The organism is Microbacterium gallinarum (genome assembly GCF_014837165.1).
GTDB classification, from domain to species: domain Bacteria; phylum Actinomycetota; class Actinomycetes; order Actinomycetales; family Microbacteriaceae; genus Microbacterium; species Microbacterium gallinarum.
Genome location: NZ_JACSPM010000003.1, coordinates 444,149 through 456,474, shown reverse-complemented (window position 1 = coordinate 456,474; position 12,326 = coordinate 444,149). Strand labels below are relative to the sequence as shown.

Below are 12,326 nucleotides of genomic sequence, written 5' to 3'. Positions count from 1 at the left end.
CGAGATCAGCGCGTGGTCGCGGGCTGGATGACCGCCGCGTCGTCCTGAGCGTCGCCGCCGGTCGTCGGGATGGCGGACGTGTAACCGAGACCGCGCTCGTAGCCGTGGCCGGCCGCGGGTGCGTCGGCGGCGTCGTCTGCGGTGCCCTCGAGGGGCTCGGCGACCTCGACGGGAGCGTGCGGACGAAGCGTCGCGATGGCGGCGACGGCGAGCGTGAGCAGGAGGCCGAGCACGCCGGTGCCCAGCAGGATGCCGCCGACCACGGCGATGGACTGGCCGACGTAGACCTCGACACCCGTGGCGGTGCCGTCCGTGAGTGTCGTTGTCATGACGCCGAGCTTGTCGAGCAGGAGCCAGGCTCCGTAGGCAGCGGTGGCCAGGGAGGCGACGGCGAGAGCCCAGAACGGGATGCTGCGGACCAGACGGGGGCGGGTGGGCATTGTTGGATCACTCCTCGGAGATCGCGGCACGGTCGGCCGCGGCATCCGTCACGCTCCCATGCGCCCCGGTGCAGGAGCGGTGCGTCGCCTATGAGTCCGCTGTGCGCTCGACCTCGGCGACGGGAGCGGTGAGGTGCATCACGACCGCCGTCATCGCAGCGATCAGCATCACGGCCAGGACCATGTGGATGTTGACGAGCCAGATGGGCAGACCCGTGCGCGCCTGCCAGAGTCCGACACCGATCTGGACCAGCTCCACGACCAGCAGGAGGCCGACCCAGAGCGTCAGGCGCTGGGCAGGGAGAGTGCGTCGGGCGCCGACCAGCAGCACGATCGTGAGAGCGAAGGTGATGTACGCGGGCCACGAGTGGACGTGCTGCATGAACTCCGCGTCGAGGCCGTTGCGCGCCGCGCCGCCGTCGCCTGCGTGCGGACCGGAGCCGGTCACGAGAATGCCGACGATGACCGTGATGACCGCGAACGCGCTCGTGACGTGGGTGGTGACCGCGTACCAGTGGGGCACGGCGAGCACGCGCGGGCCCGGCGTGGCGTAGACGCGCACGACGAGTGCGGCCGCCAGCGCGACCAGCACGACGGAGGCGAAGTAGTGCAGGCCGACGACGTACGGGTTGAGGTTGGTCAGCACGGTGATGCCGCCGATCACTGCCTGGAGGGGCACGTAGAGGCCGATCACGAGAGACAGCCAGAAGAGATCGGGACGCTCACGGCGCATCCGCACGACGAAGAGGAACATCAGGATCGCCACGATGACGAGCACGAATGTGAGCAGGCGGTTGCCGAACTCGATGACGCCGTGGATGCCCATCTCCGGCGTCGCGACGAAGGACTCCGGCGTGCAGCGGGGCCAGGTCGGGCATCCGAGGCCGGATCCCGTGAGCCGCACCAGGCCACCGGTGCCGACGATGGCGATCTGAACGAAGAGCGTCGCCCACGCCAGCGCGATCACACGGCGGTCGATCGTCGCCGGAAGCCGGTTCCACCAGCGCTGCCACACGCCGGGCTCCGTCGTGGTCTGCTGCGCGGACATGCTTCTCGTCGCCTCCTGGTGAGGGCTCCGCACGACAGCCCGCAGGACATGCGGAACCCGGTGCCGGGGTGGAGCCTGTAGAATCGAGGGGTCGGTCACGCGCGCAGAACCGCATCGGTTCGGGCGCGGTGAACCACTGACAGTCTAGGCGCGATGGTCAGCGCCGAATGAGAGGGCCCACGAGCGGCATCCCCCTCCGGTAACTCCACCGGAGGAGCCGGAATGCCGGGGCGGATGACACCGCTAGAGCCCGGAGGAGAACGTGACGATGTCTGATGTGCTGATCGACCGCCCGGAGCTGGATGGCCTGGGTGTCTACGAATTCGGGTGGCACGACACCGATGCCGCGGGCGCCGTTGCGCAGCGTGGCATCAATGAGAGCGTCGTCCGCGGCATCTCCGCCCTCAAGAGCGAACCCGAGTGGATGCTGAAGGCCCGTCTGAAGGGCTATCAGCTGTTCGGTCGCAAGCCGATGCCGACCTGGGGCGCCGACCTCAGCGAGATCGACTTCGACAACATCAAGTACTTCGTGCGCTCGACCGAGAAGCAGGCGGGCAGCTGGGAGGAGCTCCCCGAGGAGATCCGCAACACGTACGAGCGTCTGGGCATCCCCGAGGCGGAGCGCCAGCGCCTGGTCGCGGGCGTGGCCGCTCAGTACGAGTCCGAGGTGGTCTACCACCAGATCAACGAGCAGCTCGAGGCGCAGGGTGTCATCTTCATGGACACCGACACCGCGCTGCGTGAGCACCCCGAGTTCTTCGAAGAGTACTTCGGCACCGTCATCCCGGCCGGCGACAACAAGTTCGCCGCGCTGAACACCGCGGTCTGGTCGGGCGGCTCGTTCGTCTACGTCCCGCCGGGCGTGCACGTCGAGATCCCCCTGCAGGCGTACTTCCGCATCAACACCGAGAACATGGGCCAGTTCGAGCGGACGCTGATCATCGCCGACGAAGGCTCCTACGTCCACTACATCGAGGGCTGCACGGCTCCGATCTACAAGTCCGACTCACTGCACTCGGCCGTCGTCGAGATCATCGTGAAGAAGAACGCCCGCGTGCGCTACACGACGATCCAGAACTGGTCGAACAACGTCTACAACCTCGTCACCAAGCGCGCCGTCGCCCATGAAGGAGCGACGATGGAGTGGATCGACGGGAACATCGGCTCGAAGGTCACGATGAAGTACCCCTCGATCTTCCTCATGGGCGAGCACGCCAAGGGCGAGACGCTCTCCGTGGCGTTCGCGGGTCCCGGCCAGCACCAGGACGCCGGCGCGAAGATGATCCACATGGCCCCGTACACGCAGTCGTCGATCGTCTCGAAGTCGATCGCCCGCGGCGGCGGCCGGGCCGGATACCGTGGCGAGGTACGCGTCGACGCGAACGCGCACCACTCGGCGAACACCGTGCGCTGCGATGCGCTGCTGGTCGACACGATCTCGCGCTCCGACACCTATCCCGCGATCGACATCCGTGTCGACGACGTGCAGCTCGGTCACGAGGCCACGGTCTCGAAGGTCAGCGAGGAGCAGCTCTTCTACCTGATGAGCCGCGGCATGCCCGAAGACGAGGCCATGGCCATGATCGTGCGCGGCTTCATCGAGCCGATCGCCCGCGAGCTGCCCATGGAGTACGCGCTCGAACTCAACAAGCTCATCGAGATGGGCATGGAAGGATCCGTCGGCTAGTGAGCTCCGTGACTCAGGCCCCCGTCACCGTCCCCGGTGCCCAGGGCCACACCGATGGCGCCGGTGCCTTCGTGCCGGTGCAGACCCGCGACGAGCGTCTGCGCTCGTTCGACCCCTCCGACTTCCCGGCCCCCACGGGTCGCGAGGTGAACTGGAAGCACACTCCGCTCGACAAGCTGGCGGCGCTGCTCGTCGACGAGGCCGGCCCGCACGGCGTCATCGAGGTGACCGTGGATGCGCCGGACGGCCTCGTTCAGGAGCGGCTCGCGCACGGCACCGCTCCGCGCGGGGAGGTGTTCCAGCCCGAAGACCTCCCGAGCGCCATCGCCTGGAGCCAGGAGACCGAGGCTCCGCTGCTGCGGATCCCCGCCGGCGCCGAGCTCGCCGAGCCGATCCTGGTCGACCTCAAGGGCACCGGCGGCCTCGCTCACGCGCACGTCGTCATCGAGGCGCAGGCGAACTCGCACGCGACGGTCGTGTTCCATCACGCCGGCAGCGCGCAGCACGCGCAGAACGTGGAGATCATCGTCCGCGACGGTGCGCACCTCACGCTGGTGACGGTGCAGCGCTGGGACGACGACGCCGTGCACTCGGCATCCCACCAGGCCCGTGTCGAGCGAGACGCGACCCTGCGTCACATCGTCGTGAGCTTCGGCGGCGGCGTCGTGCGGGTGAACCCGAGCGTCGAGCTCGCCGGAGCGGGCGCGCGCGGCGAGCTCTACGGTCTCAGCTACTCCGACGCAGGACAGCACCTGGAAAGCCAGGTGTACCTGCACCACAAGGGCCCCGAGACCACCGGTGACGTGCTGTACAAGGGCGCGCTGCAGGGTGAGGGTGCCCGCAGCGTCTGGATCGGCGACGTCCTCATCGGCCCCGACGCGGTCGGAACCGATTCGTACGAGGCGAACCGAAACCTGGTGCTCACGGACGGCGCTCGCGCCGAGTCGATCCCGAACCTCGAGATCGAGACCGGCGACATCCGCGGCGCCGGCCACGCCAGCGCGACCGGGCGCTTCGATGACGAGCAGCTGTTCTACCTGCAGGCTCGGGGAATCGCCGAGGACGAGGCGCGCCGTCTCGTCGTGCTCGGCTTCCTCGCCGAGATCGTGCAGAAGATCGGCGTTCCCGCCCTCGAGGCCGAGCTCTTCGCCGCCATCGAGGAAGAACTCGCCCAGGGGGTCGCCCGGTGACCGCTCAGCGCGTGTGCGCCCTCAGCGAGCTCGTCCAGGACGAGGCGCGCCGTGTCGAGATCGACGGCGTCGCGATGGCGGTCGTGCTCGACTCCGCCGGCGAGGTGCACGCCATCGGCGACACCTGCACTCACGGCGACATCTCCCTCTCCGAAGGCTTCATCGACGGTGACACGCTCGAGTGCTGGGCCCACGGCTCGGCGTTCTCGCTGCGCACCGGCAAGCCGCTGAATCTCCCCGCTTACGAGCCCGTCCCGGTCTTCGCCGTCGTGATCGACGGCGACGACGTGCTCATCGATCCTGACGTGAAGAAGCCGGTCGGCTAGGTCCCCACGGACGCGACCGCCCGCACAATGAGAAGAGAAGCCTGAATGTCTGTCCTCGAGATCCGCGACCTCCACGTGACGGTTGAGACGGATGCCGGAACCACCCCCATCCTCAACGGCGTGACGCTCACCATCCGCACGGGTGAGACGCACGCCATCATGGGCCCCAACGGCTCGGGCAAGTCGACGCTCGCCTACACGATCGCCGGTCACCCCAAGTACACCGTGACGAGCGGGACGATCACGCTGGACGGCGAAGACGTCCTCGCGATGTCGGTCGACGAGCGTGCCCGTGCCGGTCTGTTCCTCGCGATGCAGTACCCGGTCGAGATCCCCGGCGTCACCGTCACGAACTTCCTTCGCACCGCCAAGACGGCCATCGACGGCGAGGCGCCGTCGATCCGCACGTGGACGAAGGAGGTCAAGTCGTCGATGAAGGCGCTGCGCATGGACCCGAAGTTCGCCCAGCGCAACGTCAACGAGGGCTTCTCGGGCGGCGAGAAGAAGCGCCACGAGATCCTCCAGCTCGAACTGCTCAAGCCGCAGATCGCGATCCTCGACGAGACCGACTCCGGACTCGACGTCGACGCGCTCAAGGTCGTCTCGGAGGGTGTGAACCGCGCCAAGGTCGACAACGACCTGGGTGTGCTGCTCATCACGCACTACACGCGCATCCTGCGCTACATCCGCCCCGACTACGTTCACGTCATGGTCGGCGGCCGCATCGCCGAAGAGGGCGGCCCCGAGCTGGCCGACCGTCTCGAGGACGAGGGCTACGACCGCTACCTCCCCGCCGGCGAGGAAGAGTCTGCCGACGCCCCTGTGGCCACCGAAGCATAGAATCGTTACATGACCGCAACGCTCACCCCCGAGAAGTACGACGAGGTCACCGAGGCTCTCAAGGACGTCATGGACCCCGAACTGGGGATCAACGTCGTGGACCTCGGCCTCATCTACGACCTCGGCTGGGACGACGAGAACGACGCGCTGGTCATCCATATGACCCTGACGTCGGCAGGGTGTCCGCTCACCGACGTGCTCGAGGAGCAGACCGCGCAGGCCCTCGACGAGGTCGTCGACCGTTTCCGCATCAACTGGGTCTGGATGCCGCCGTGGGGCCCGGAGCGGATCACCGATGACGGCCGCGACATGATGAGGGCCTTGGGCTTCGCCATCTGACGCCCACGTGCCCGGGCGTTTCGCTCGATGACGGCGGGTGCGGGCTGCCGCAGGCGCGCTCGATATGGTCGAGCGCATGAGCGTCGCCCCCCTGCAGGCCCTTCCCCTCGAGCAGCTGCGACAGCGGACGAGCACGAAGTGGCGCAAGTACGGCGACGACGTCCTGCCCCTCTTCGTCGCCGAGACGGACTATCCGCAGGCTCCCGCCATCACCGCCGCGCTGACCCGCGCCGTCGCCCTCGGCGACACCGGCTACACCTCGCCGGATCCCGGAGTCGCCGGGGCCTACGCGGCCTTCGCGCAGCGCCGGTTCGGATGGAGCCCCGATCCGGCACGCATCCGCACGACGTGCGACGTGATGATGGCGGTCGTCGAGATCCTCCGACACACGATCTCGCCGGGTGAGCGCGTGATCGTGACGCCGCCGGTGTATCCGCCGTTCTTCGAGTGCGTCCCCGAAGCAGGCGGCGTGGTCGAGCGCGTGCCGCTCGTCGACCTCGGCACAGCGTGGGAGCTGGACCTCGCCGGGATCGAGGCCGCCTTCGCCGGCGGAGCGCGGGCGATCCTGCTCTGCAATCCGCACAACCCCACCGGCACCGTGCACGCGCGGGAGACGCTCGCGGCGCTGGCCGAGATCGCCGCGGCGCACGGCGCCATCGTGATCAGCGACGAGATCCACGCCCCGCTGACGCACCACGACGCGACCTTCACTCCGTTCCTGGACGCCTCGCCGGTCGCCGCGCGCATCGGCTACGCGGTCGTCAGCGCGAGCAAGGCGTTCAATCTGGCGGGCCTGAAGTGCGCGCTGATGGTCACCGCCGACGACGCCACCACGGCGACGGTGCGTTCGCTTCCGGACGAGGTCGAGTGGCGCACCGGTCTTTTCGGGGCTCTCGCGGCGGTCGCCGCTTTCTCGGAGGAGAGCGATCCGTGGCTCGACGCGCAGCTCGCGGCGCTCGACCGCAACCGTCTGCTCCTCGCGGAACTTCTCGCCGAGCACGTTCCCGCCGCTCGATATCGGATCCCGGATGCCGGATTCCTGGCGTGGGTGGACCTCGCGGGCGCCGGCTGGGGCGACAACCCCGCCGTGAAGATCCGTCGTGAGGCGAAGGTCGCCTTCCATCTCGGCCCGTTCTTCGGCGCGGAGGGCAAGGGGCACGTGCGGATCAACTTCGGGTGTTCCCCCGAGCTCTTGACCGAGGCGATCCGGCGGGTGGGTAGCCTGGTCTGATGAGCACTGCACCCGTCGAGGCCGAGACGGGGATCTGGCAGTCGCGGTACGTCTGGGTGACGGTCGGGGCGGTCGCCCTCATCTTCCTGGCGGCGACGCAGGCGCTGGCTGTGACCACCGTGATGCCCGTGGTCAGCGACGACCTGGACGGTCACGCCCTCTACGCCGTGGCGTTCGCCGGCACCCTCGCGACGAGCGTGATCGGAATGGTCGCCGTGGGCGCATGGTGCGACCGCGGGGGAGTGCTCGCACCTCTCACGACCGCCGTGGTGCTGTTCGTCATCGGACTCGTCATCGCGGGGCTCGCGACGTCCATGCCGGTGCTCGTGGCCGGCCGGCTCGTGCAAGGCCTCGGCACCGGGGGCCAGACGGTCGCGCTGTATGTGGTCGTCGCGCGCGTGTATCCCGCGAGCTTGCACGGCAAGGTGTTCGCGGCGTTCTCTGCGGCGTGGGTGGTCCCGTCGCTCATCGGCCCGTTCCTCGCCGGCGCGGTGGCCGAGTTCCTCCATTGGCGGTGGGTGTTCCTCGGTGTCGCCGCCCTCACCGTCATCGCCTTCGCGATGGTGGTCCTGCGCCTGCACGGGCTCCCGCTCCATACCGACGATCCCGCCACCGGCCGCATCGGCCCGCGCATGGCGTGTGCGGTGGCTGTCGCCGCGGGCGCCCTGGCGCTCAGCCTGGCCGGCGAGCTCGGCGCCTATGCATGGGTGGTGGTCGCGGCATCCGCTGTCGTCATCGCTCTCGCGTCGAGGCCGCTCCTCCCCGCGGGGACGCTCCTCGCGCGCCGCGGTCTGCCCAGTGTCGTCCTCATGCGCGGACTCATCGCGGGAGCGCTGTTCGGCGCCGAGATCTACGTTCCCTATCTGCTGATCGATCACTACGACTTCTCGCCGACGTGGGCGGGCCTCGGCCTCACGGCCGGCGCGATCGCCTGGGCGGCCGGCGCCGATGTGCAGGGTCGCATCGGCGACCGGCTCGGCAATGCGCGCATCACCCTGATCGGCACTGCTCTGCTGACGACCTCGACCCTGCTGGCCGGCGCCACCGCGCTGTTCGACCTGCATCCCGCGGTGATCATCGTCGGGTGGGCATTCGCCGGGGCCGGCATGGGTCTCATGTATCCGCGGCTCACGGTCCTGACCCTCGCGTACTCGACTCCGCAGAATCAGGGCTTCAACTCATCGGCGCTGTCGATCTCGGACTCGGTCGGCGCAGCCACCTCCATTGCGATCATGGGGCTCGTCTTCACGGCTCTCGCGGGGACGGATGCCGGGTTCCCGACGGTCTTCGCCATGGCGACGGTGCTCGCGCTGCTCGCGCTCGTGCCCGGTCTGCGGATGGGGCACGCGCACGAGGCCTCGTCGGTCTCGCGTCATTCGTGACAGAAGAATTTGGGAAGCAGGGCAGGTAAGGCTAGCCTTACTCCGTGAGCACTTCGATCGTCGTCAGCACGCGGCCCGCGTATCGCCCCTATCTCGCGACCGTGGCTGATGTGCACCGGTTGTCGCCGCACTTCGTTCGCGTGGCGTTCACCGGGCCTGACTTCGACGTGTTCGGCACCGCCGGTCTCGACCAGCGAATCAAGCTCATCCTGCCGCTGACGGACGGCTCGCTCAGCGACATCGGCCAGCATGACGAGGCCATGATCGACGCCGGAGACTGGTACGCCGCGTGGCGCGGCATCCCGACCGAATCGCGCAGCCCGCTGCGCACCTACACGGTCCGTCGCATCGACGCCGACGCGCGGCTGCTGCACGTCGACTTCGTGGTGCATCACGGCGCCGGTCCCGCGGGCAGCTGGGCCGAGTCGGCCTCGGTCGGCGACGAGATCGTCATCGTCGGACCCGACCGGCGCAGCGAAGGCTATCGCCTCGGCCTGGACTGGCACCCCGGCACCGCGCGTCGCCTCGTGCTGGCCGGTGACGAGACCGCGGCGCCCGCGATCGGCTCGATCCTCGAGTCGCTCGATGCCTCGTTCGAGGTGGACGCCTTCATCGAGGTGCCGACGCGCGCCGACGCCCTCGCCCTCGAGGTACCCCCGACCTTCCGTGTGACATGGCTGGCGCGCGATGAACGCGACCACGGAGCCGCTCTCACCGAGGCCGTCGCCGCGTGGTCGGCCACTGCCGCCGAGACGCTCGCACGCGCGGCCGCCCCTCGGCGTCAGGAGCTCGCCGACGTCGACGTCGACACCGACCTGCTGTGGGACAGCCCGGAGGATTCCGAGGGCGAGTTCTACGCCTGGATCGCGGGCGAGGCCGCCATGGTCAAGGGCCTGCGCCGTCACCTGGTGCAGGGCTGCGGAGTGGACCGGAAGCGGGTCGCCTTCATGGGGTACTGGCGGCTCGGTCAGGCCGAGCGACAGGAATGACCACGGCCCGCGACCGGCGCGGGAGGCTCGTTCTGCTCACCACGATCGCGCTTCTGGTGGTCATGGTCCTGGTGAGCCTCATGATCGGCGCGCGGCCCGTCGCGCCGTCCGTGGTGATCGACGCCCTGCTGCGGCCCGACACGTCACTCGCCGACCACAGCGTGATCCTCACCCAGCGCGTGCCCCGCACGGTCATCGGCATCCTGGCCGGTGCGTCGCTCGCCCTCGCCGGCACGCTCATGCAGGGACTCACCCGTAACCCGCTGGCCGATCCCGGACTGCTCGGCGTCAACGCAGGAGCCTCCGTCGCGGTCCTCGCCGCCATCACCCTGTGGGGCATCACTGCGCCCTCGGGCTTCGTGTGGTTCGCGTTCGTGGGGGCCGCCGTCGCGTCGGTCGTGGTCGCCTTCATCGGCTCGCGCGGCGCCGACGGCTCCAACCCCGCCAAGCTGGCCCTCACCGGCGCCGCGGTCACCGCCGGGCTCACTGCCGTGAGCACTCTGATCCTGACCACGTCGATCACCGCGTTCGACGTGTTCCGCTACTGGCAGGTCGGGGGCCTCACCAACCGCGGGCTCGACGCCGTCGCCGTCGTGGTGCTCCCGATCATCATCGGAGCCGTCATCGCCTTCACGTCGGCCCGCGGGCTCGACCTCATCGCCCTGGGCGACGACACCGCCACCGGGCTCGGGCACAGCGTCACCCGCACCCGCACGCTCGGCATCGTCGCCACTGTTCTGCTGTGCGGCAGCGCGACGGCGATCGCCGGGCCGATCGTCTTCCTCGGACTGCTCGTGCCGCATGCGCTGCGCGCGGTCGTGGGGGGCGACTACCGGTGGCTGCTGGCCATCGGCGCGCCCGCAGGCGCCGTCGTGCTGCTGGCCGCCGACGTGCTCGGCCGCGTCATCGCCCTGCCGGGCGAGGTGCAGGCCGGCCTCGTGGTCGCGTTCGTCGGTGCTCCGGTGCTGATCTCGCTCGTCCTCCGGCGTGGGCGGGTGACCCTGTGACCGCCTCGGTTCTGGAGGTCCGCGCCCGGGTGAGCCGCCGCCGCTCGCTCGTCGTCTCGGCGGTGCTGGCCGCCCTCCTGCTCCTCGCCATGCTCTCGCTGTCGATCGGCGACTACCCCATCGCCCCTGCGGACGTCTGGACCACCTTGTGGGGCGGGGGAGACCGCGTGCAGTCGTACGTCATCTTCCAGGTGCGCGCGCCCCGGCTGGTGATGGCTCTCGTCGTCGGTGCCGCGCTCGGCGCTGCCGGCGGTCTGCTGCAGTCGCTTCTGCGCAACCCGCTCGCCAGCCCCGACCTGCTCGGCATCAGCGGGGGAGCCGGGGCGGCAGCCGTCTTCGGCCTCCTGACGCTGGGGATCGGCGGCCCAGTGCTGGCCGTCGCCGCCTTCCTGGGCGGCCTGGCGGTGGCCGCATTCCTCCTGCTGGCCGGACGGCACCGCGCGGACGGCGGATACCGCCTGATCCTCGCCGGCATCGGCATCGCGTTTCTGACGGTCGCGATCACGAACTACCTCATGGTGCGCGCGCAGGTCGAACTCGCCCAGGCCGCGCTGATCTGGCTGACGGGCAGCCTCTCGTCCACGCCCTGGTGGAGTGTCGTGACCGTGCTGGTCGTCGTGGTCCTCTGCATTCCCGCCGTCGTCGCCTGCGCGCGCTGGCTGCCGATCACGCAGATGGGCGCCCCGACCGCCGCCTCGCTCGGCGTCGACGCCTCGCGGGTGCGCGTGGTCACGGTGCTGACGGCCGTGCTGCTCACCGCGGTCACGTGCGCGTTCGTCGGCCCCATCGGCTTCATCGCACTGTGCGCCCCGGCGATCGCCCGGCCGATGCTCGGCCACGGCGCCATCGGCATCGGCACGAGCGCCGCCGTCGGCGCCTGCCTGCTCGCCGCCGCCGACCTCGTCGCGCAGTTCGCGCTGCCCGGCCTGTCGGTGCCGGTGGGCGTGGTGACCGGAGCCATCGGCGCGGTCTTCCTCCTCTGGCTCCTCGCGACGTCGAAAGGACGCACCCTGTGACCTCCGCATCCGCACCGCGCCTCAGCGCCCGCGGGCTCGCCGCCGGCTACCCCGGCCGGCGGGTGATCGAAGACCTCGATCTCGACTTCGCCCCGGGCCGCATCACGATGGTCATCGGCGCGAACGCGTGCGGCAAGTCGACGCTGCTCAGCGTGCTCGCCCGCGTGAACCAGCCGCTCGCCGGAACGATCGAGCTCGACGGCATCGACATCCAGACGCTGCCCCGCCGCCGGTTCGCGCAGAGTGTGGGGCTGCTGCCCCAGCATCCCACCGCCCCCGACGGCCTGACGGTCGCCGAGCTCGTCTCGCGCGGCCGGCACCCGCACCGCGGTGTCTTCCAGCGCTGGAGCGCCGCCGACACCGCCCGGGTCGACGATGCGATGGCCAAGACCGGCGTCGCGGCACTTGCCGACCGGCCCGTCGGCGACCTGTCGGGCGGCCAGCGTCAGCGCGTGTGGATCGCCATGGCCCTCGCCCAGGAGCCGCGCGTGCTCCTGCTCGACGAGCCCACGACCTTCCTCGACCTGAGCCACCAGATCGAGGTTCTCGATCTGCTGCGCACGCTCAACCGCACCGACGGCACGACCATCGTGGTCGTCCTGCATGAGCTCAACCTGGCCGCGCGGTACGCCGACGACCTCGTCGTCATGAGCAGCGGGCGGGTGGTCGCGCACGGCGCGCCCGCCGACGTCCTCACCCGTGACGTCGTGGCGAACGCCTTCGACCTCGACGCCCTCGTGATCCCCGACCCCCTCACCTCCACCCCCCTCGTCATCCCCGTCCCCGGCGGCGCCCACGCCGCCGCGGACGAGGCCTGACGCGATCGAAAGG

13 protein-coding genes are annotated in these 12,326 nt (G+C 69.9%); 11 read left to right on the top strand and 2 right to left on the bottom strand.

Going from position 1 to position 12,326, the window contains the following annotated elements; all coding sequences use genetic code 11:
* Positions 1–5 precede the first annotated feature (5 nt).
* A complete protein-coding gene (locus H9622_RS11735; RefSeq protein ID WP_191766571.1) occupies positions 6–440 on the bottom strand; it encodes a dinucleotide-utilizing enzyme in 435 nt (144 codons plus the stop codon).
* 88 nt (positions 441–528) lie between these two features.
* Positions 529–1,488, bottom strand: a complete 960-nt coding sequence (locus tag H9622_RS11730; protein WP_191766570.1) for a COX15/CtaA family protein — start codon at positions 1,486–1,488, stop codon at positions 529–531.
* 268 nt (positions 1,489–1,756) lie between these two features.
* Here H9622_RS11730 and sufB point away from each other — a divergent pair, with 268 nt between their 5' ends.
* The 11 genes from sufB to H9622_RS11675 all read left to right on the top strand — a co-directional run bounded on the left by sufB (position 1,757) and on the right by H9622_RS11675 (position 12,313).
* Positions 1,757–3,175 (top strand): Fe-S cluster assembly protein SufB, encoded by a 1,419-nt coding sequence (sufB, locus tag H9622_RS11725; protein ID WP_191766622.1) that lies wholly within the window; start codon positions 1,757–1,759, stop codon positions 3,173–3,175.
* Positions 3,175–4,365 carry a Fe-S cluster assembly protein SufD gene (gene sufD / locus H9622_RS11720; protein WP_191766569.1) on the top strand — a complete coding sequence of 397 codons (1,191 nt, stop codon included), beginning with the start codon at positions 3,175–3,177 and terminating at the stop codon, positions 4,363–4,365. Before sufB ends, sufD begins: the two co-directional genes overlap by 1 nt.
* Positions 4,362–4,691 carry a non-heme iron oxygenase ferredoxin subunit gene (locus H9622_RS11715; protein WP_191766568.1) on the top strand — a complete coding sequence of 110 codons (330 nt, stop codon included), beginning with the start codon at positions 4,362–4,364 and terminating at the stop codon, positions 4,689–4,691. The genes sufD and H9622_RS11715 overlap by 4 nt, the downstream gene beginning before the upstream one ends.
* A 45-nt stretch (positions 4,692–4,736) precedes the next feature.
* The gene (gene sufC, locus H9622_RS11710; protein WP_191766567.1) at positions 4,737–5,531 is read left to right on the top strand and encodes a Fe-S cluster assembly ATPase SufC; all 795 of its coding nucleotides are present in this window, start codon (positions 4,737–4,739) and stop codon (positions 5,529–5,531) included.
* A gap of 9 nt (positions 5,532–5,540) precedes the next feature.
* Positions 5,541–5,870, top strand: coding sequence for a metal-sulfur cluster assembly factor (locus H9622_RS11705; protein ID WP_127475313.1), 330 nt, complete (start codon positions 5,541–5,543; stop codon positions 5,868–5,870).
* A 76-nt stretch (positions 5,871–5,946) separates the two neighbouring features.
* Positions 5,947–7,101, top strand: a complete 1,155-nt coding sequence (locus tag H9622_RS11700) for a MalY/PatB family protein (RefSeq protein ID WP_191766566.1) — start codon at positions 5,947–5,949, stop codon at positions 7,099–7,101.
* Positions 7,101–8,483 (top strand): MFS transporter, encoded by a 1,383-nt coding sequence (locus H9622_RS11695; protein WP_191766565.1) that lies wholly within the window; start codon positions 7,101–7,103, stop codon positions 8,481–8,483. The genes H9622_RS11700 and H9622_RS11695 overlap by 1 nt, the downstream gene beginning before the upstream one ends.
* Positions 8,484–8,527: 44 nt before the next feature.
* Entirely contained in the window at positions 8,528–9,472 is a 945-nt protein-coding gene (locus H9622_RS11690) for a siderophore-interacting protein (protein ID WP_318247098.1), read from the top strand.
* The gene (locus H9622_RS11685; RefSeq protein WP_191766564.1) at positions 9,469–10,479 is read left to right on the top strand and encodes a FecCD family ABC transporter permease; all 1,011 of its coding nucleotides are present in this window, start codon (positions 9,469–9,471) and stop codon (positions 10,477–10,479) included. The genes H9622_RS11690 and H9622_RS11685 overlap by 4 nt, the downstream gene beginning before the upstream one ends.
* The gene (locus tag H9622_RS11680) at positions 10,476–11,495 is read left to right on the top strand and encodes a FecCD family ABC transporter permease (RefSeq protein WP_318247097.1); all 1,020 of its coding nucleotides are present in this window, start codon (positions 10,476–10,478) and stop codon (positions 11,493–11,495) included. Before H9622_RS11685 ends, H9622_RS11680 begins: the two co-directional genes overlap by 4 nt.
* Positions 11,492–12,313, top strand: coding sequence for an ABC transporter ATP-binding protein (locus tag H9622_RS11675; RefSeq protein ID WP_191766563.1), 822 nt, complete (start codon positions 11,492–11,494; stop codon positions 12,311–12,313). The genes H9622_RS11680 and H9622_RS11675 overlap by 4 nt, the downstream gene beginning before the upstream one ends.
* The last annotated feature ends 13 nt before the right edge of the window (positions 12,314–12,326 follow it).

What these genes read in the sequence shown, in the direction of transcription:
- H9622_RS11695 (WP_191766565.1), top strand. Translation starts at nt 7,101, where the DNA reads ATGAGCACTGCACCCGTCGAGGCCGAGACGGGGATCTGGCAGTCGCGG.
- H9622_RS11730 (WP_191766570.1), bottom strand. Translation starts at nt 1,488, where the DNA reads ATGTCCGCGCAGCAGACCACGACGGAGCCCGGCGTGTGGCAGCGCTGG.
- H9622_RS11685 (WP_191766564.1), top strand. Translation starts at nt 9,469, where the DNA reads ATGACCACGGCCCGCGACCGGCGCGGGAGGCTCGTTCTGCTCACCACG.
- sufB (WP_191766622.1), top strand. Translation starts at nt 1,757, where the DNA reads ATGTCTGATGTGCTGATCGACCGCCCGGAGCTGGATGGCCTGGGTGTC.
- sufC (WP_191766567.1), top strand. Translation starts at nt 4,737, where the DNA reads ATGTCTGTCCTCGAGATCCGCGACCTCCACGTGACGGTTGAGACGGAT.
- H9622_RS11735 (WP_191766571.1), bottom strand. Translation starts at nt 440, where the DNA reads ATGCCCACCCGCCCCCGTCTGGTCCGCAGCATCCCGTTCTGGGCTCTC.
- H9622_RS11705 (WP_127475313.1), top strand. Translation starts at nt 5,541, where the DNA reads ATGACCGCAACGCTCACCCCCGAGAAGTACGACGAGGTCACCGAGGCT.
- H9622_RS11700 (WP_191766566.1), top strand. Translation starts at nt 5,947, where the DNA reads ATGAGCGTCGCCCCCCTGCAGGCCCTTCCCCTCGAGCAGCTGCGACAG.